Origin of the sequence: Rhodopila sp., from assembly GCF_035548235.1 — a bacterium.
Lineage (GTDB): Bacteria > Pseudomonadota > Alphaproteobacteria > Acetobacterales > Acetobacteraceae > Rhodopila.
This window is the reverse complement of the sequence record NZ_DASZTJ010000268.1, coordinates 13294-32271: the sequence shown is the minus strand read 5'-3', so window position 1 is coordinate 32271 and position 18978 is coordinate 13294. Positions and strand designations below refer to the sequence as shown.

The window sequence follows — 18978 nt, the reverse complement described above, 5'->3', positions numbered from 1 at the left end:
CATCGTCGCCGCGAGGTCCTGGTAAGCATAGGCGATCGCCCATTCCGGATAGGACAGGTAGCCGCCCGCCTCGGGATGCCGGTATCCCGGGTCTTTGATATCGACTGAAACCACATCCGCGGGGGCGGCCGGCCGCAGGGGTTGGCCTCGGCAGGTGGTTTCAATTGCTGCCATCGGCAAGACCAGGGCCACGGCGGCCAGCACGACGGTCACGATCGCCGTGCGTGGGAGCCAACGCAGCCGCATGGTCCGACAACCGCTAGGCGGCCGCCTCTGTCCTGAAGCGGGACGTGGAGAACGCCGCCAGGCTTTCGGGCAGCGTGCCGGCCATGATCGCCGGCGCCAGCGCCAGGGCATGAGCACCCGCCAGCGTGACCCCGCTATGGCAGGTGGCCGAGAACGCGCCGGGGAACCGTTCCGATTCCTCGTAGATCGGGAAGCCGTCCGGCGACATCACCCGCAGCGCAGCCCACATGCGGACGATGTTGGAGTCCTTCAGCGCCGGGAACACCCGCGCGTTGCGTTCGGCGATCGTTTTCAGGACCGACACGCGCGTGGTCAGGTCGAAGCCCACATCCTCCTGGCTGTCGCCCATCATCACCGATCCCTCGTCGGTCTGGCGCAGCGTGTGGGTGGGGTAGCCGAGAAGCGGCTTCATCCGTTCGGTGACGATGATCTGGCCTTGCAGCGGCGACACCGGCATGTCCAGCCCCACCATGGGCGCCAGGTCGCGGCTGCCGAGGCCGGCGGCGATCACGATGCGAGGGGCGTGGAAGGTCTCGGAGCCGCACTGGACGCGGAAGCTGTTAGGCGCGGCGTCGATCCGCTCCACTCTGTGGTTGGGCCGGTAATCCAGGCCCTGATGCAGGGCGCGCAGCAGGAACAGCGGGCTGGCATGGCCGTCGACCGGGCAATAGGAGGCGCCGACAACCTCATCGCCCAAGCCGTCGACCATCGCGCGCACTTCCGCTCGGTCCAGCATGCGGGTGCCGATGTCGCCGCTTTCGTTGTGCATGCGGCGGATCAGGGTGGCGCGCTCCTCGAACTCCTGCTCCGACAGGCAGAAGGCGAAGCCGCCCGGCTGGTGCAGGCCCAGCGGGGCCCCCGTCTCGGCCTGCAGCGTCTCGGCCAGGTGTGGCCAGAGCCGAGCGGATTCGCGCGTCCAGTGCGCATAGGGCGGCATGCCCGCGCCCTTGCTCTGCACCCAGACCAGCCCGAAGTTGCCCCGAGCGGCGCGGAAAGCGATGTCGCCTTCGTCGAGAAGGACGGCGGAGGCGCCGGTCTGCCGCGCACCCCAGGCGATGGCCCCGCCCACGAGGCCGCCGCCAACGACGATCAGGTCACGTGAAACCGCCATCCGTCCTCCCCCTGGAGCGTGATGACCGAGGGCGGATCGCCGGAGGCCTGAATCACGCAATCAAACAAATGCCTGGAGCATGATGAGGGAGCGGAAGCGGCTTCATCGCGCTCTAGGGTACGCCGTGGATCACCATCCACATTATGCCGAAGCGGTCGGTCAGCATACCGAAACGTTTGGCGAAGAAGGTGCCGGCCATCGGCATGCGGACCTCACCGCCCTCGGCCAGCGCCGCGAAGATCCGTTCGGCGTCGGCTTCCGAGTCCACCGTCAGGGTCAGCGCGAAGCCGCCGAAACGGGACTGGCCGCCGCATTGCCCGTCGGAGGCAGCGAACACCGTGTCGCCGACGCGAACCGAGGCGTGCATCACCTTTCCGGCGTTGGCCGGGTCCACCATCGACTGGTCCGGCGCGTCCTGGAAGCGCTTCAGCATTTCCACCTTCGCGCCGAGGGCCTGCTGGTAGAAGCCGAGGGCCTCGTCGCAGCGTCCCTCGAAGAACACGTAGGGCTGGATGTCCATGGCGGCCTCCCTGTCGAAGCCCGTTGTCAGGGCTTGTTTCGATGTTGCAGGAAGAACCTTAGCATTTCCCCGGTCGCGTCGGGACCCTTGGGGTCGGTGAAACTTCCGTGCGGGTCGCCGCCGAACCAGGCGTGGCCGCCGCCATGGACCTGCCAAAGCTCGCCGATCACGGCCCCGGCGTCGCGGGTGACGGTATGCGTATAGGCATGCCCGTCCGGCGCCTGGCCGTCCCTGGCCTTTGTCGTCAGCCGCGTCGCCGGCAGCGCCTGCGCCAGGACCGACGCAGCGTTGGCGGGGTTCACCGTCCGGTCGGCATCGCCGTGGAAGACGATGGTCGGCATGGCGCGCCGGGTCTCGGCCTGTGCCGCGCCGGCGGCCCCGCTGGCCATCGCGGCCAGGGCCGAGGACAGGTCGTGCGCCGCCCCGCAGGCCAGGCCCGAATGGATGCCGACGGCGGCGAACAGGTCCGGATAGGCCTGGCCCATGACGGCGGCCTGTGCACCGCCGGCCGACAGGCCCGCAACGTAGATGCGGGTCCGGTCCACCGCATAGTCGGCGCCGATGGCCTGGATGATGCCGGCGATGATCGACGGCTCGCCCCCGTCGCGGCGCTGGTCGTCCGGGTTGAACCAGTTCCAGCAGCGTTGCAGGTTGGCGCTGCGCACCTGGGCCGGGTAGGCGACGAGGCAGGTGCGCATTTCGGCCGCGGCGTTCATCCGCGTGCCGGTGGCGAAGTCGTCCGGCGTCTGGGTGCAGCCGTGCAGCATCACGACCAACGGCACGGGTCGGTCCCGGTAGCCGCTGGGTATATACAGCTTGTAGGGACGTGTGCCCGCCGGGCTGGTGAACGACAGGTCGAGGAAGCGCGACCGGTTCGGCGGAGGGTTCGTCTCGGGCTGGGGATAGAGGCGTTGGCGGATCGAGCCTAGGGCGTCGGCGAGCCAATCGCTTTTGACCAGGCGCGGAGCCTCGGTCACGTCAAGCTTCATGTGCATTGCCGTTACGCTTAGCACGGACCGCACGATGCGGCGATCACAGGGGGCGGCGCGGTCCTGCTTGACGGGCAGGGCAGGGGTGTGCACGCCTTGGTCAAAACGAGGAGAACAGGGATGGAAAACGTCATTGAGGCCTTCTGGAAGGCGCGACGGCGCGGCGCGTATTTCCCCGCCGCCGGCTGACGGCGCCGGCGATCCAGGCAGGTTCGGTTCCATGAGCCGGCGCTTGGCTGCGTGCTGGAGACATGCCCGCCCGGGACGGTGCTTCCGACGGGGCTGATCACACCGGGTTTCACGAATGAACTTTCCGTAAGGCTGGCCCGTGACCTGTCCGGGCTGGCGTTGTGGGCGGACGCCGCGGCGGCGTTGAGGTCGGGTCGGGGACAAGAGTGCGGTGTTGGGCAGTCCGCTGAACGCGATGGCCCGGCTGGTGGGGAAGCTGAAGCAGCTCGGGGGGGAGGAAGGGTGGAAGTCCAGTACTATACCGGAACGTAAAATGATTACGTCATATATGGGTTGAAAATGCCCCTGCGCCGCGTGGAGCGGGCAGGGGCAGTCAGGCTACGCACCAAGCGCCCGGACAGCCTCGATCAGTTGGTCGGGTTCGGGGCGAGTGGTGTAGTCGGGATCGCCTTCGGTAAATCGGACGATCCCGGTCTTGTCGATGACGAAGCGCGACGGCACAGGCAGGCGCCAGAGCGTATCGCCGTTGAACTTTTCCAGATCGACGCCGATCTTGCGGTAGACCGCGATAAGCTCATCGGGCAGTTGCATCATGATTCCGAAGGCTTCGGCAACCTCGTTGCCTTCGTCATGCAGGATGTCGAACGCCAGCTTCTGCTTGGCTTTCATATCCAACAGAAACACTGGGAGTTGCGGGGAAATAACAACCAGCTCGGCGCCCAAGCCACGAATGGTGGGAAGTACTCTGTTCAGAGCAGACTGCTCCGATCGGCAGTATGGTCACCAGGCGCCCCGGAAGAAGGAAACGACGAGATGGCCGCGGCCGAGCAGGTCGCTGGAGGCGACGGCGTTGCCTTCGATGGTGGGCAGGGTGAAGCTGGGGGCTTTGGTGCCGATCGCAGGCAGACGATTGCGATAGCCGGAGGCCTGCTGGTCTGCGGTGACCTTGTGCATGACTTTCAGCAGGTCGGGCGGGATGCGACCAGGTTTTGTCCCATCCCCCTCCGCGCTTCGGCGGATGGCTGCCAGTTCTTCCCTCAGCGTTGGCATCGAGCCTCCTGTTCACGCATACTGCGACTGCCGAGATTGGTGGAACCGAACGGTGTGGTCAATGGCGGCTCTAGCGACACGTGGGAGGCTGAGCGTCATCCCACACGGCGCTCTTTCGTCCCCCTTCGATGACGAAGCGCCTCGAATACCGGCAACGGAAACTACAGCGCCACCCTCATCCGCACATCGAACGCGTCATACTCCGCCCGCACCCCTTCCTTATCGCGATCCAGCAGCCCCGCGGCCTCCAGCGCTTCCACGTCCTTATGCACCCGCCGGTAATCCCGGCCGAGCGTGAGGGCCAGCGCACGAATGGTCTTGGCGGGGTGCTGGTGGACATGCCGCAGCAGTTCAAACCGCTTGGGGGGGAAGGACCCGAACCATCGTTTCCCAATCCGCAAAGCCGACGTGTTTCTCACGAACGTCCTCGCCGCGCTCCATGCGATGCCAGGTATCGATGAAGTGCGTGCCCATGTCGTCCATCGTCTCGCCGACATGGACTTGCACTTGGGCCTTGTTCATTCGTCCTCTCCCCGCACCCGTCGAACATCCGCCAGGAAATCCGCGATCAGCGCCTCGACGCTTCGGACCGTGTATGGCTCACGCCCCCTCTACCCTGCCAACGCCCGCACCCAGATCGCCACCGCCACCGCCCCAGGGTCCTCGACCCCCAGCGCCCGATCCCCGAGGTAACTCCCCCGGCCCAACCTCGGTCGCATCTGCGCGGTCGCTGCCGCGCCGGTCTCGGCGGCCGTGGCGCAGGCCGCCAGGGCCTCCTTCAGGCTTGCACCGCGTCCCACTGCCCCGCGGAACGCCTGCGCCGCCGGGACCAGCGCATCCAGCATCGTGCAATCACCGACCTTCGCCCCGCCCATGTCCGATACCGCTTCGGCCGCCTGCTCGAACGCCTCGGCCCAGGCCGAAGCGTCCACCGTCCCAGCCGCCGCCAGAACGGCGGCCGCGCGCAGGATCCCCACGGCGTAGAATGGCCCCGAACTGCCTGCGATCGCCCGGCGCAGCGCCCCCGCGACCTCGGCCAGCGTCGACGCCGCGTCCTCGGCCGCCGTCAGCCCGCGGATCGCTGTCCCGCCGCGCACCATGCTGATCCCCAGGTCGCCGTCCCCCGCCGCACTGTCCAACTCGGTCAGCCGCCGTTCTGCCGCCGCCAGCGCATCGGCGCAGGCCACGGCCCCCGCCAGTACCGCCGGCCCCGAGCGGTCCGTCGACCGCGCATGCGGCGCCTGTTCGGCGGCACCCGGCGCGGGCCGGACCACGCGCGCTTGGGGCACCGTGCCGCGCCCGCCCCAGGCCTGCACCGTGGTGGGTGCATCCAGCAGCGCCAGGCGCGCATCATCGACCGGCAGCACGGACAGGGAGCAGCCGGGCATCTCCAGCGCGCTCAAGAACGTGCCGCACCAGGCCCGCTCGACCTGCATCCCATGCGCGCGCAGCCAGGCCAGGGCATGCCGGGCGACGATCGACAGCTCCATCGGCGGCGTCCCGCCCAGGCCGTTGACCATCAGCGCGACCCTGGCGCCGGGCTTCAGGCCGCGGTCGGCGGCGATTGCCTCCAGGATCGTGTCCACCAGCGCGTCCGCAGGGCGCATGGCGCTGCGTTGCACACCCTGTTCGCCATGGATGCCCAGGCCCAGCTCGATCTCATCGTCGCCGAGGGTGAAGCCGGGCGTGCCTGCGGCAGGCACGGTGCAGGCGCCCAGCGCCACGCCCATCGTCCCCAGCGCCGCCGCCGCCGCTCGGGCGCCCATGGCGACGTCATGGACCGACGCGCCGGACTCCGCCAGTGCGCCGGCGACCTTGTGGACCAGCACGGTGCCGGCGATGCCGCGGCGGCGATCGGCGGGCACTGTTTCCCGCAGCGCCACGTCGTCGGCGACGATGACGATCTCGACCGGGATGCCGGCGGCGCGCGCCATCTCGGCGGCGAGGCCGAAATTCAGCCGGTCGCCGGTGTAGTTCTTGACGATCAGCACCACGCCGCGCGGCCCGCCGACCGCGCGGATCGCGGCGAAGACGGCATCGACCGACGGCGAGGTGAACACGTCCCCGGAGACAGCCGCGTGCAGCATGCCGGCGCCGACATAGCCGGCATGGGCCGGCTCATGCCCCGCTCCGCCGCCGGACAGCACCGCCACTGTGCGGTGCGCCGGTTCGGGCAGGTCGGCACGGATGACGACGTCCTCGGAGTCCAGAAGCGCGATGGCCGGGTTGAGGTCGACCACGCCCTCCAGCATCTCCCGCACCACGCGGCGCGGGTCGTTGATGAGTTTCTTCAACGTTTTATCTCCCTTGTTCGTCACGCGTGTCATGACCGGGCCTGGCTTGGTCGCCCACGCCTTCTCGCCATCAGCACCGCGAGTCGTGGGTGGCCGAACCAAGCCTGGCCATGACGCAGTGTCGCGAGGCTATGACACGGAGGCCGATCAATCGAACCCCAGGAACCCCTCCATCTCGCGAATCGGGGGCGCCTTGGCCAGTGCCGCCACATCCGGCACGGGCCGGGCGGTGCGGGGATCGCCGGCCAGCAGTGCCTCCAGCGCCGCGGCCACGCGCAGCACCTTCGCGTCGCCGCCCCGAGGCCCGACGATCTGCAGCCCGAACGGCATCCCGTTACGATCCAGGCCCACCGGCAGCGACACCGCCGGATGCCCGACGACCGTCACCGCGTAGGCCATCGCCAGCCAGTGGAAATAGGTCCGGGTCGGCTTGCCGTCGATCTCGGCCGGGTACAGCTCCCGCCAGGAGCGCGGGCTGATGGTGATCGCCGGCGCCAGGATGACGTCGAACCGCTCGAAGAACGTCTGCCAGCGGCGATAGATCGCCGTCTGCGCCGTCATCGCGCGGGCCACGTCCTGCGCCGAGTAGCGCAGGCCTTCCTCGACATTGGCACGCACGTTCGGGCCGACCTTGTCGGGGGTAGTGGCGACTTTCTCGGCATGCGTGCCGACGAAGATCGTGGCGCGCAGGATCTCGAACACCTCATCCGTCCCGGAGCAGTCGGGCGAGGCGTCCTCCGCCACGGCGAAGGCGGACCGGAACAGGCCGAGCTTTTCGGCGAAAACGGCGCGGATGTGTTTCTCGGTGGGCGCGAAGCCGAAATCCGGCGTCACGGCCACGCGCAGGCGGGACAGGTCGATCGGGCGCAGCGGGTAGACGTCGGTCGGCTCGCGCACCGTCTTGCCGTGGATCGTGGTGGCCAGCGGGTCATAAGCGTCGTCGCTCGCCATCGCCGACAGCAGCAGCGCGGCATCGGCGACGGTGCGGGCCATGGGACCCAGCACGGGCAGGCCGCTCCAGCCCATGCCGCGCGCGCCGGCGGGGACCATGCCGGGCGTCGGCCGGAAGCCGACGATGCCGCAGAATGCCGCCGGGTTGCGCAGCGAGCCGCCGGTGTCGGAGCCCTGGCAGAGCGGCATCATCCCCGCCGCCAGCGCCACCGCTGCCCCGCCGGAGGAGCCGGCGCAGGATTTCTTCGGATCGAACGGGTTGCCGGTCGCGCCATAGACGGCGTTGCGGGTGTTCGCCCCGGCGCCGAACTCGGGCGTGTTGGTCTTGCCGATGACGTTCGCCCCGGCACACCGCAGCCGCGCGACGAGGAAATCGTCTTTGGCGGGGACATTGTCCTTGAACAGCAGGCTGCCCATCGTGCTGGCCAGCCCTTCGGTCATCAGCAGGTCCTTGATGCCGAGCGGCAGGCCATGCAGCGGGGGCAGGTCATCCCCCCGCATCGTCGCTGCGTCCGCCGCCTTCGCGGTCGCCCTCGCCCGGTCGAAGTCCCGGGCGACGACGGCGTTGACGGCAGGGTCCACGGCTTCGATCCGCGCGATGCAGCTTTCCAGCAGTTCGGTGGCGGACAGGGCGCGCGCGCCAATCAGCCGCCGCGCCTCGACGGCGGTCAGGTCACAGGGTTGCATCGCTTAGTATCCCAGCGCCAAGCCGTCCTTGCGGGGCTCCGATCCGGCGACGAGGCAGCCGCGCGCGTAATCGATCCAGATCGCCTGGCCGCCGCCGTGGGGACGCTCGGTTTCCTCCGGCTGGTGGCCCATGGCGGTCAATGCCCTGACGACGCTGGCCGGCACGCTGCGCTCCACCTGCAGCTTGCCCTTGGTCGGGAAGACGCGCCACAGGTCGATGGCTTCCTGGATGTCGAGCCCGTACTCCAGGAAGTTGGTCAGGAACCAGGACTGGCCGACGGGCTGGTAGTGGCCGCCCATCACGCCGAACGGCATCTGCGGCTTGCCGTCCTTCATCAGCATGCCGGGGATGATCGTGTGCATCGGCCGCTTGTTGGGTGCGATGCAGTTGGGATGTCCACGCTCCAGCCGGAAGCCGAAGCCGCGGTTTTGCAGCATTACGCCGGCGTTGGGGGCCAGGATGCCGGAGCCGAAATTCTCGAACAGGCTATTGATGAAGCTGCAGGCGTTGCCGTCCTTGTCGACGACGCAGAGATAGACGGTGTCCTTGTGCGGGGGCAGGGCGGTCTCGCCCGGCAGGGGCAGCTCCGGCATCGTCCGCTTGTCGTCGATCAGGGACGCCATCTTGGACAGGTATTCGGGGCTGAGCAGCTTCCCGACCGGCACGTCGACCATCGAGGGGTCGGCGAGGAACGCGTCGCGGTCGCGATAGGCCAGCCGCGCGGCTTCGATGTGGCGATGCGCACGGATCACGCCGGCGGGGCCGTCGGACGCCGTCGGCAGGTTGCCCAGCATGCCCAGGATCATCAGCACCAGCAGGCCCTGGCCGTTCGGCGGGCACTGGAACACGTCATAGCCCTTCCAGTTGAGCTGGATCGGGTCGACGAACTCGGCCGCGGTCAGGCCGCGGGCGAAATCCTCCTCGGTATGCAGGCCGCCGAAGGACCGCAGCGTGGCGACCATGTCGGCCGCGACCGGCCCTTCATAGAACGCCTTGGCGCCATGTTTGGCGATCGAGCGCAAGGTCTCGGCCAGGTTCGGCTGACGGAACACGTCGCCGGTCTTGGGGGCCTCCCCGCCCGGCAGGAAGGCGAAGGATTTTCCCTTGCGTAGCTTCTCGACCCCGCGCGCCCAGTCCCAGGAGACTTTGGGATGGACCGGCCAGCCTTCCTCGGCGAAGCGGATGGCGGGTTGCAGCAACTCGTCGAGCCCTTTGCGCCCATGCGCCTTCAGCAGCGTCTCCCACGCGCTGATCGCACCCGGCACGGTGACCGAGTGCGCCGAGGTGTTTTCCAGCGCGCGGATCTGGCGGCTTTCGTACCAGTCGATATTGGCGGCGGCGGGGGCTTTGCCCGACCCATTCAGGGCGTACACCTTGCCGGTGCCGGCGGGGGCGTACAGGCAGAAGCAGTCGCCGCCGATGCCGGTCGATTGCGGCTCGATCACGCATTGCACCGCGACAGCGGCGACCGCGGCATCCAGCGCATTGCCCCCTGCGCGCAGCACGTCCAACGCCGTCAGGGTGGCCGCCGGCATCGACGTTGCCGCCATCCCGTGGGTGGCATAAACCGGACTGCGGCCGGGGAATTGGTAATCGCGCATGCGGGCTCCTGCGGGTCGGAAAACCACACACTATCCGTGGGCGCGATGCGGGTAAATCGCGGCGGACAGGAGGATTCGGCATGGCGGCGACCATCACCTATGCGGATTTCGAGGCGGTGGACATCCGCGTCGGCACCATCGTCGACGCCCAACCCTTCCCCGAGGCGCGCAAGCCGGCGATCAAGCTGGTCATCGATTTCGGGGAGGCGATCGGCTGCAAGAAGTCCAGCGCGCAACTGACGGTGCACTACAAGCCGGACCAATTGATCGGCCGGCAGGTCTGCGCCGTGGTGAATTTCCCGCCCCGCCAGATCGGCCCGTTCATCAGCGAAGTGCTGACCCTGGGCATGCCCGACGAGGACGGCGCCGTGGTGCTGGTCCGTCCGGACCTGCATGTGCCGAACGGGGGGAAGCTGTTCTGAGGGGCTCCCTCGGTCATAACCGGAGTGTCATGACCGGCTCTGGGCCGCTTCCGCGCGACTCCTAACCGGCCATGAGCGTCAAGGCGCGGATGGCCGGGACAAGCCCGGCCATCGCGGGGGGACAGACGGGCGGGAGCCGAAAATACTCAGCGCGGGTAATACGCCGGCGGTGGCGGCGGGTAATAGCTGCCGGGCGGGGGCGGAAGAGAGGCCGGCGGTTGCGGCGGGTAGCTCGGGCCCGGCGAGAAACCCGGCACCTGGTTGCCCTTGGTGTACATGCACTGCGCGTAGGCCAGGTTGTAGCGCTGCTGCAGGCTGTAATTCGCCTGCTGCGCCGGCCCGGCCCCGACGGCGGTGCCGCCGAGCGCACCCGCGCCGGCGCCGATTGCCGCACCTCGGCCGCCGCCGATCGCGGCACCTAGGCCCGCGCCCAACAGCGTGCCGACCACCGCCGTGCCAACCTGCTGATTATTGGCTTGCTGCGCACCGCCCGCCACCTGATCGGAGGCGAACTGCTTACAGACATACTGGTCCTGCTGGAACGCGTCGAACGGCTTGTTGGGCGCCGGCATGACTGCGATCGTCGGTCCCATCGGAGCCGTCGTGCAGGCGCTGAGGAGAAGAAGCGGGGCCACAAGTCCCGCCGTCAAATGGAAGGGGCGCATCGCATAATCCTGTATCCTGACCCGCGTCCACGATACGGCGGCGGTCGCGGCGGTGATATCCAAGATGACGGCACACGCCTACCCGAAAACGGCGACAAAGCGTTACGGCCATACCTCGGGGGAATCCCTGGTCGGAGTGAGAGGATTCGAACCTCCGGCCCCTGCGTCCCGAACACAGTGCTCTACCAGGCTGAGCTACACTCCGGCCGAGGCGCGGCATATAGCCGCCGCCTTGTCCGGGAGCAAGCGACTTTCTGCCGGCGTCCCGCTCAACCCTGGCCTGCCGCGCCCACACCGGCCTGGCCGGCGGCGGCCAACGCACGCTCCAGAACCCGAACCGAGTGGATCGCCGTCCGTCCTGCCAGATCCTGGATCTGGTGCCGGCAGGACGTGCCGTCGGCGACGATCAGGTCCTGCTCCGCTGCCGCGCGCACCGCGGGCAGCAGCCCGGCCTCGGCCATCGCGCGGGAGACGTCCTGCGTCTCCGCCTGGTAGCCGAAGGAGCCCGCCATGCCGCAGCAGGAGGAGGCGATCGGCTTCGCCGTCAGGCCGGGCACGGCGCGCAGGGCCGCCAGGGAATCGGGGAAGGCGCCGAACGCCTTTTGATGGCAGTGGCCATGCACGTGCGCCACCGCCTCGACGCGGCCGAACGGCAGCGCGGACTTCTCCTTCGCCAGGAACTCGCCCAGCAGCATGACTCGGCCGGCGAACCGGTCCGTCTCCGGCGAGGGCAACAGCGACCGGAACTCATCGCGCAGCGTCATGGTGCAGGAAGGTTCCAAGCCGACGATCGGCCAATCCTGGTCCATATAGCGCATGGTCCGCCGTGCCTCGATCCGCGCCTGCTCGATCTGGCCCGAAGCCAGGTAGGTACGGCCGCAGCACAGGGGCCGGCCCCAGCCCAGGCCGATGACAGGAGTATAGCCGACGGCGGCCAGCACCTTCATCGCGGCGCGGACGTTCTCGGGCTCGAAATAGCGGTTGAACGTGTCGGCCAGCAGGTAGACGCGACCCTTGCTGTCCGCCGGCTCGTAAGCCAGCTGCTCCTCATCGCGGACATAGTCCTCGCGCCAGGGCGGCAGGCGGCGGCCGGCGGCGAGGCCGAACAACCGCTCCCCCAGCAGGCGCGCCAGTCTGTTGCCGGTCGCCAGGTTCGCCAGCCCGGCATGGCGCGCGGCGAACGCGGCATAGCGCGGCAGGTTGCCGATCAGCGCATCCCGCCGCGACAGGCCGTATCGGGCGGTTCGGGCAGCGGTCACCTCCAGCTTCATCTTGGCCATGTCGACCCCGGTGGGGCATTCGCGCTTGCAGGCCTTGCAGGAGACGCACAGCGCCATCGCCTCGGCCATGGCGTCCGAAGTCATCGCGTCCGGCCCCAACTGGCCTGACAGGGCCAGCCGCAGCGTGTTCGCCCGCCCGCGCGTCAGGTGGATTTCGTCGCGAGTGGCGCGATAGCTGGGGCACATCACTCCGGCGTCGAAGCCGCGGCAGGTGCCGTTGTTGTTGCACATCTCCACCGCGCCCAGCATGCCGCCGAGCGGGCCCGGGTGGTCGGACCAGTCCAGCCGGGGGGTGAAGCCGGAGATCGGCGCGTAGTCCGGGCCATAGCGGAACAATGCCCGGTCATCCATCTTCGGCGGGCGGACGATGCGGTTCGGGTTCAGCAACCCTGTCGGGTCGAACCCGTCCTTCACCGCCTCGAACGCACGGACGATGCGGGGGCCGAACATCTCCTGATGGAACTCGCTGCGCACCAGCCCGTCGCCGTGCTCGCCGCTGTGGCTGCCCTTGTATTCGCGCACCAGCGCGAAGGCTTCCTCGGCGACGGCGCGCATGGTGGCGACGTCCTTGGGGTCCTTCATGTTCAGCACCGGGCGGACATGCAGGCAGCCGACCGAGGCATGGGCGTACCACGTCCCCTTGGTCCCGTGCTTTTCGAACACGTCGTTCAGACGCGCGGTGTAGTCGGCGAGGTCTTCCAGGTCGACGGCGCAGTCTTCGATGAAGCTGACCGGTTTCCCGTCGCCCTTCATCGACATCATGATGTTCAGCCCGGCTTCCCGCACCGCTGCGATGTCGGCCTGGAAGGCGGGGTCGATCGCATGCACCACCCCATGGTGGCCGATATCGCCCATCAGGGCGTCCAGCTCGTTCAGTTTGGCGAGCAGTGGCGCGTCCTCATGCCCGTGGAACTCGACGATCAGCACGCTGTCCGGTTCGCCGATCAGCATCGCGTCGATAGTGGCGCGGTAGATGGCGATCTGGCGGCCGAGGTCGATCATGGTGCGGTCGACCAATTCCACGGCCTCGGGGTCCAGCTTGACGATGTGCTGGGCGGCCGCCATCGCGGCGCGGAAGGTGGGGAACTGGCAGATACCCAGTACCTTGCGCGGCTTCACCGGATGCAGCTTGAGCTGCAGGGCTGCCGAGAAGGCCAGTGTCCCCTCCGACCCCACCAGCAGCCGCGCCAGGCTGTCGCGCCCCGCCGCTCGGGCCGCCGGGGTCAGCGCGTCGATGTTGTAGCCGCCGACGCGGCGGAGCTGCTTGGGGAAGCGAGCGGCGATCTCGTCCGCTTCGGCTGCGCCCAGGGCGCGCAGGCGCTGCACCAGGTCGGCGATGCGGGCGGGGACGTCGGGGCCGAGATTGTCGGGGATACGCCCGAAGCAGTGCTGGCTGCCGTCCGCCAGGATCGCGTCGATCGCCAGCACGTTGTCGGCCATCAGCCCGTAGCGGATGGATTTGGAGCCACAGGAGTTGTTTCCCGCCATACCGCCGATGGTGCAGCGGGCATGGGTCGAGGGATCGACGGGGAAGAACAGCTTGTGCGGGCGCAGCGCGGCGTTGAGGTGGCCGAGCACGAGGCCGGGTTCCACCCAGGCGGTGGCGGAGTCGGGATCGACCTGGATGACCCGGCGCAGATGCTTGGAGCAGTCGATCACCAGGGCGCGGTTGACCGTCTGGCCACATTGGCTGGTGCCGCCGCCGCGGGGAAGGACGGGGACGCCGGCTTCTCGGGCGATGGCGAGGGCGGCGGCGACGTCGTCCATCGTCTCCGGCACGATCACGCCGATCGGGTCCTGCTGATAGATCGAAGCGTCGGTGGCGTATCGGCCCCGGCTGGCGGGGTCGAAGAGGACGGCGCCCCGGATGTTGGCGGAGAGGCGGCGAGCAAGAGTTGGGCTGCCAGGAGCTGGGCCGTCGGGTGTGGGGCGGACGAGGGCGTTCATGGTGGGAGGAAGCCTGTCCGCGGCGGTGGGGTCAACGGGGCATCAGGCTGTCACGGTGAGGCACCATCGGATTTCCGTGAAACAACCAGGCCGAGGCCGCCCGGCGGCGTCAGAATCTCGGTGAGATGCCTGGATCCTGGTCCAGCCAACGCCGACGGATCGACCGGGTTGGGTGGTATCGCGAACCCAATGCGGCTTAGGCCGGGCACAGGATCCCAGGGGCCAGACGCGCCGCGATCTCATCGCGGTTCCAGGAGTACGCGTGAGGCGGAGACGGATTGCTCGATCTCGCGTCTCTCCTTCTCCATCATTGCTACGATGACATCCAGCCGATCGGCGGGCAGGCGCGCCTCCGTGGCGCCGAGCGCCAGTGCGCCCAGGGGACGGCCTTTGGGCGTCAGGATGGGGACCGCTACGCCGACAACGCCCGCGATCGTCGTGCTGACCTCGTAGCTGTGGCCGCACGCGCGTATCGCCGCCATCTCTTCTTCAGTGGGCAAGGGGTGGCCTGACGCCTCGATCCGGGTGCGGTTGCCCGCTAGGATTTCCAAGCGCTCCTCGGCCGGCAGATAGGACAGGATGGTCACGCTGCCGGTGCCCAGGCCCAGCGGCGTGGCGCCGCCAATGCGGCCGGTCAGGCTGCGGATAGTATAGTCGCCGTCCTGGCGATCGAGGCAGACCGCGTCCAACCCGGACCTGACCATCAGGAAGACGCAGTCGCCGCTCATGACCGCGAGCCGGAGCAGGGACGGGCGGGCCTTACCCAGAAGGCCGCCACCCTCCGCGCTTGCCATGGCGAGTTGGAACAGCCTTGGCCCGAGGCAAAACCGCTTGGAATCGCCCACGCGGGCAACGAGGCCACTGCTCTCGAGGCGTGTCGCGATTCTATGCGCCGTCGGCTGCTCGATCGCGCAGGCTTCGGCCACGTCGGCCAACTTCACGCCGTCTTCCGGAGCGTTCGCGATCGCCTCCAGCAGTGCGATCGCGCGTTCCAGGGCTTGGGTACCGGATGTTCTCGTCATGATCTCCTCAATATTCCATATTATGGATATATTCAACATCAATACACCATAATATGAATTTTTTGTTGACCGGCACGCAGCATGGAGTCACCGTTTCCAAACGTCGAAACGGTGACCGTGTTGGCGGCGTAATCAAGGTTGTGGAGAGCTTCAAAATGCGTCTTGGGTCCCCGGGCGGCTCATGCCGTCGTCTTTTTCTAAGCTTCGTCGCCATCGTCGTCGCGGCTTCCGCTGCCAAGGCGGCCGATCTGCCGCCCTTGCCTGACTTCATCAAGTCGCAAGGCAGCCTGCGCGTCGGCGTCAAATGCGATTACCCGCCCGCCGGCTTTCTCGATGCGAACGGCAACTTCGCGGGGATCGAGGTCGAGATGGCGAAGCGCCTCGCCAAGATGGCGTTCGGTTCCGAGGACAAGGCCGCGCTGCAATGCGTGACGTCCGAAAGCCGCATCCCCTCCCTGATGGGCAAGAAGATCGACGTCATCATCGCAACGCTCGGGATTTATCCGGAGCGGCAGAAGGTCATCGATTTCACCGTGCCCTACGCCTGGGGCGCCAGCAACGTGATCGAGCTCAAGACCGGGACCGCGAAGACGGTCAGCGACTTCAAGGGCAAGACACTTGCGGTTCTCAAGGGAGCCTCGCAGGCCGTCTGGCTGGAGAAGAACGCGCCCGACATCCAGACGCTCCGCCTCAACACGGTGGCCGATGCCTTGCAGGCGCTGCGCCAGGGGCGCGCCGATGGTTACACGGGCGATACGTCGGTCCTGTTCTCCATCATCTCGGCGAACAAGGACCTGAAGATGCTGCCTGAAAGCGAAATGTTCGACGTTTCGTATATCGGCGCCGGCATCCGGAAGAACGAGCCGCAATGGAAAGCCTTCCTGGATGCCGCCATCGGCAAGCTGCGCGCCGAGAAGTTCTACTCGAAGGTCGTGCCAACCGTCATCGCCGACCCTTATGTGCGGGACGAGATGATCAAGACCTACGAAACCGATCCGCCCAAGAAGTAATGTCGTTGCTGAGCGGATCCGGCCCGACGGGATGGCCTGGTCCGCTTTGCCGCCGGTCCGCTACGGACGCGTTCGAGGCTTCGGATGTGATATCAGGTCGAGGTCATGACCAACGGGTTTGACTGGGCATATCTGTGGCACACCTTGCCGGCGCTGCTGGCGGGCTTGCGGATGACCCTGCTCGTGAGCGTGCTGTCGATCGTGCTGTCGCTGCTGATCGGCGCTGCCGCCGCACTGCTCGACCTGTCCGGCAAGCGGGGGGTCGCGGCCCTGGCAAGAGGCTATGTCTCCTTCATCCGCAACACCCCGTTGCTTGTGCAACTATTCTTCGTCTTCTACGGTTTTCCGGCCGTGGGCATCAGGCTCTCGGCCTTCGCCTCGGGTGTCCTCACGCTCGCGCTCTGGGGCGGGTCCTATCATGCGGACAGTTTCCGGGCCGGCTATCTGGGAGTCTCCCGCGGCACGCGGGAAGCGGCCGAGGCGCTTGGTCTCAAGCACTGGCACTACCTCTGGTTCATCGCGTTCCCGCTGGCGCTCCGGATCGCCTTGCCGTCGCTGCTCAACACCGCGATCGCGATGCTGAAGAACTCGTCCTACCTCCAGGCGATCGGCCTGGCGGAGATGACCTTCGTCGCGATCGACCGGGTCGCGCTCGAGTTCCGGACGATCGAGTTGTTCAGCGCGATTTGCGTCCTTTACCTCGTCTTTGTACTCGCACTGTCCGCCGGCGCGGCGCATCTGCAGCTACGTCTGCAGCGGCCGTTCCAGGTCCGCTGATCCATGCGAATCCTGCTCGCCAATCATGAAGTGCTGCTGCAGGGGTTGACCATGACCCTGGCGCTGACCCTCTGCGTCCTCGTCATAGCGACGGTATTCGCGGCCCTGCTCGCCGCCGGCCTGATGGCGCGCCATCCCGTCTTGCGACGTCTGGCCCAGGTGATCTCCGAGGTGATGCGGGACATCCCGCTCTTCGTGACCGTCATGATGGTCTATTTCGTGGCCCCGAGCTTTGGGATCGGACTCGATCCGTTCGGCGCGACGTTGGTCGGGCTGGGCGCGTGGGGGGCGGCCAACGGCTCGACCATCATTCGCGCCGGCATTCTCGCCGTGCCCGCGGGGCAAAGGGAGGCGAGCGCCGCGCTCGGCCTCAGGCCATGGCAGGTCCTGCGCCTCGTCATCCTGCCCCAGGCCCTGCGGCCGATCCTGCCGCCCTATCTCGGGCTCACGACACAGCTTGTCCAGGCGACCTCCGTCGGCGCGCTGATCGGGGTGCGTGAGCTGTTGCGCACCGGGCAGATCGTCATGGAGCGCGCGACGGTCATGGAAGGCGGTCTGTCGCCGTTCCTGCTCTATGGCGTCATCCTCCTGATCTACTTCGCCATCTGTTCGGCGCTCTCGGCGCTCAGCCGCAGGCTCGAACGCCGGCTCGGCCGACACGAGAACCACACCATGGCCGCGACGCCCCAGGCCGAAACGTCCCAACCCGGGGCGCTGGCTCGGCTGCGCATCGCGCGTTCCTGAAATCCCTTCCAATCAAGGTGAGGCCTTCTTTTCATGTCAGATCCCACCGAGAGCGAACTTGCGCTGGCGCGGCGCATCAGCGACGCGCCGCCGCCAATCTCGGCCGCGACACGCGCGACCGCCGTCGACCACATCCTCGATTTCGCCGGTGTGGCGGTGGCCGGTTCGATCTCCGATCCGGCCAGGCTGATGGCCGGACTGCTCCAGCCGTCCGCGGCGCCGTCCGTTGGTGCGGCACCGCTCTGGGGCGCGCGTAGCGGTTGGCTGCCTGCCCGCGAGGCAGCGCTCGTCAATGCGATCGCCGGCCATTTCCACGATTTCGACGATGACGAGCCGGAGTATTCGCTGGCCCATCCGACGGTGACGGTTCTGCCGGCGGCGGTCGCCGCTTCGTCCCTGGTCGCAACGAGCGGAGAACGGCTGATCGACGCGTATATCGCCGGCGTCGAACTGGTCATGCGGCTTGGCCTACTCATCAATCCGGCTCACTACAAGCACGGCTTCCATGCAACGGCGACGCTTGGCGTATTGGGGGCGGCGGTCTCGGCCGGGCGGGTCCTCGGACTCGATGCCGAAACGATGCGTCATGCGCTCGGCATCGCGGCTTCACTTGCCGGCGGCTTGCGCAGCAATTTCGGCAGCGACGCAAAATGCATCCAGACGGGAAGCGCGGCACGCAACGGGCTTCTGGCGGCGCAACTCGCTCTGAGCGGCCTCACCTCGACGCCCGGCAGCCTGTTCGGCCCGCTCGGCTTCATCGAGGTATTCGACGGCAAGGGTGGGTTCGACTCTCTTGCCGCCCAGTTCGGCGAGCCATGGCTCTTCGTGGACCCCGGCATCACGATCAAGGCCTATCCCTGCTGCACCAGCACCCACACCGCTGTCGACGGCCTCCTCGCGCTGCTGGCGGAACGGCCGATCCCAGTCGATGCGGTCGAACGCATCGACATCGATGTGGACGAGGCGACGCCGCGTATCCTGATCCATGACTGGGCCCAAACCGCGCTCGAAGGCAAGTTCAGCATGCCGTTCTGCCTGGCGGCCGGCCTGGTCCATCGTTGCCTCGGTATTGCCCAGTTCGACGACGCGGTCGTCCAGGATCCCGTCATCCGCCGCCTGATGGGCAAGGTGACGATGCATCCGGATGTGACGCTGCCCAAGCCGAAGGGCGGCATCTCGCTTGCGAGCAGGCTGCGGCTGACGCTGATCGACGGCACCGTGCTCGAACGTTTCACCGAACAGCCGAGCGGCAGCCGGGCGCACCGCCTGACCCGACAGCAATTGCGCACGAAGTTCCTTGCCTGCGCCGCGCCGGTGCTGGGCGAGGTGAGGGCCGAAAGGGCGTTCGAGACATTGTCGGCTACGGCGCATTCAACGGATGCCGCTCACGGTTTCGCCCTGCTTTGCCAGGACGAAGCCGCTTCGGCTCGTCCGTGAATGCGCGCACGAACCAAGCGGTAGGAGGGTAAGGC

Annotated in this window: 17 protein-coding genes, 1 tRNA gene and 1 pseudogene; 5 read left to right on the top strand and 14 right to left on the bottom strand. The window is 67.7% G+C overall.

The window, feature by feature from the left end; genetic code table 11:
* The 10 genes and pseudogenes from VHB27_RS21540 to ggt form a co-directional block, all read right to left on the bottom strand.
* A partial coding sequence (locus VHB27_RS21540) for a hypothetical protein (RefSeq protein WP_325604438.1) occupies positions 1-213 on the bottom strand: 213 nt, incomplete at its 3' end.
* A 46-nt stretch (positions 214-259) separates the two neighbouring features.
* The gene (locus tag VHB27_RS21535) at positions 260-1357 is read right to left on the bottom strand and encodes an NAD(P)/FAD-dependent oxidoreductase (RefSeq protein ID WP_325604435.1); all 1098 of its coding nucleotides are present in this window, start codon (positions 1355-1357) and stop codon (positions 260-262) included.
* Between the two features lie 112 nt (positions 1358-1469).
* Positions 1470-1877, bottom strand: a complete 408-nt coding sequence (locus tag VHB27_RS21530) for a VOC family protein (RefSeq protein WP_325604433.1) — start codon at positions 1875-1877, stop codon at positions 1470-1472.
* A gap of 26 nt (positions 1878-1903) precedes the next feature.
* Entirely contained in the window at positions 1904-2866 is a 963-nt protein-coding gene (locus VHB27_RS21525; protein ID WP_325604431.1) for an alpha/beta hydrolase family esterase, read from the bottom strand.
* Between the two features lie 567 nt (positions 2867-3433).
* Positions 3434-3823 (bottom strand): annotated as a pseudogene (locus VHB27_RS21520) (redoxin domain-containing protein); the annotation flags it as partial.
* A gap of 12 nt (positions 3824-3835) precedes the next feature.
* Positions 3836-4105, bottom strand: coding sequence for a hypothetical protein (locus VHB27_RS21515; protein ID WP_325604429.1), 270 nt, complete (start codon positions 4103-4105; stop codon positions 3836-3838).
* Between the two features lie 351 nt (positions 4106-4456).
* On the bottom strand, positions 4457-4627 hold the full coding sequence (locus VHB27_RS21510) for a hypothetical protein (protein ID WP_325604427.1): 171 nt from the start codon (positions 4625-4627) through the stop codon (positions 4457-4459).
* 89 nt (positions 4628-4716) lie between these two features.
* The gene (locus tag VHB27_RS21505) at positions 4717-6399 is read right to left on the bottom strand and encodes a dihydroxyacetone kinase family protein (RefSeq protein ID WP_325604425.1); all 1683 of its coding nucleotides are present in this window, start codon (positions 6397-6399) and stop codon (positions 4717-4719) included.
* A 147-nt stretch (positions 6400-6546) separates the two neighbouring features.
* Positions 6547-8037, bottom strand: a complete 1491-nt coding sequence (locus VHB27_RS21500; RefSeq protein ID WP_325604423.1) for an amidase — start codon at positions 8035-8037, stop codon at positions 6547-6549.
* A gap of 3 nt (positions 8038-8040) precedes the next feature.
* Positions 8041-9639 (bottom strand): gamma-glutamyltransferase, encoded by a 1599-nt coding sequence (gene ggt, locus VHB27_RS21495; RefSeq protein WP_325604422.1) that lies wholly within the window; start codon positions 9637-9639, stop codon positions 8041-8043.
* 80 nt (positions 9640-9719) lie between these two features.
* On the opposite strand from ggt, the gene VHB27_RS21490 reads away from it, so the two are divergent.
* A complete protein-coding gene (locus VHB27_RS21490) occupies positions 9720-10061 on the top strand; it encodes a tRNA-binding protein (protein ID WP_325604421.1) in 342 nt (113 codons plus the stop codon).
* 146 nt (positions 10062-10207) lie between these two features.
* Here VHB27_RS21490 and VHB27_RS21485 read toward each other — a convergent pair whose 3' ends face one another.
* The 4 genes from VHB27_RS21485 to VHB27_RS21470 all read right to left on the bottom strand — a co-directional run bounded on the left by VHB27_RS21485 (position 10208) and on the right by VHB27_RS21470 (position 14975).
* Entirely contained in the window at positions 10208-10789 is a 582-nt protein-coding gene (locus VHB27_RS21485; RefSeq protein WP_325604419.1) for a YMGG-like glycine zipper-containing protein, read from the bottom strand.
* A gap of 65 nt (positions 10790-10854) precedes the next feature.
* Positions 10855-10931, bottom strand: a tRNA-Pro gene (locus VHB27_RS21480).
* Between the two features lie 64 nt (positions 10932-10995).
* A complete protein-coding gene (locus VHB27_RS21475; RefSeq protein ID WP_325604416.1) occupies positions 10996-13953 on the bottom strand; it encodes an FAD-binding and (Fe-S)-binding domain-containing protein in 2958 nt (985 codons plus the stop codon).
* Between the two features lie 239 nt (positions 13954-14192).
* Positions 14193-14975, bottom strand: a complete 783-nt coding sequence (locus tag VHB27_RS21470; RefSeq protein WP_325604414.1) for an IclR family transcriptional regulator — start codon at positions 14973-14975, stop codon at positions 14193-14195.
* Positions 14976-15130: 155 nt separating this feature from the next.
* Between VHB27_RS21470 and VHB27_RS21465 the strand changes: the two genes are divergently transcribed.
* From VHB27_RS21465 to VHB27_RS21450, 4 genes are all read left to right on the top strand, one after another.
* Positions 15131-15985, top strand: coding sequence for a transporter substrate-binding domain-containing protein (locus VHB27_RS21465; protein ID WP_325604412.1), 855 nt, complete (start codon positions 15131-15133; stop codon positions 15983-15985).
* Positions 15986-16090: 105 nt separating this feature from the next.
* On the top strand, positions 16091-16762 hold the full coding sequence (locus VHB27_RS21460; RefSeq protein WP_325604410.1) for an amino acid ABC transporter permease: 672 nt from the start codon (positions 16091-16093) through the stop codon (positions 16760-16762).
* A 3-nt stretch (positions 16763-16765) separates the two neighbouring features.
* Positions 16766-17506 (top strand): amino acid ABC transporter permease, encoded by a 741-nt coding sequence (locus tag VHB27_RS21455; protein WP_325604408.1) that lies wholly within the window; start codon positions 16766-16768, stop codon positions 17504-17506.
* Positions 17507-17539: 33 nt separating this feature from the next.
* Positions 17540-18943 (top strand): MmgE/PrpD family protein, encoded by a 1404-nt coding sequence (locus VHB27_RS21450; RefSeq protein WP_325604406.1) that lies wholly within the window; start codon positions 17540-17542, stop codon positions 18941-18943.
* Positions 18944-18978: the final 35 nt, after the last annotated feature.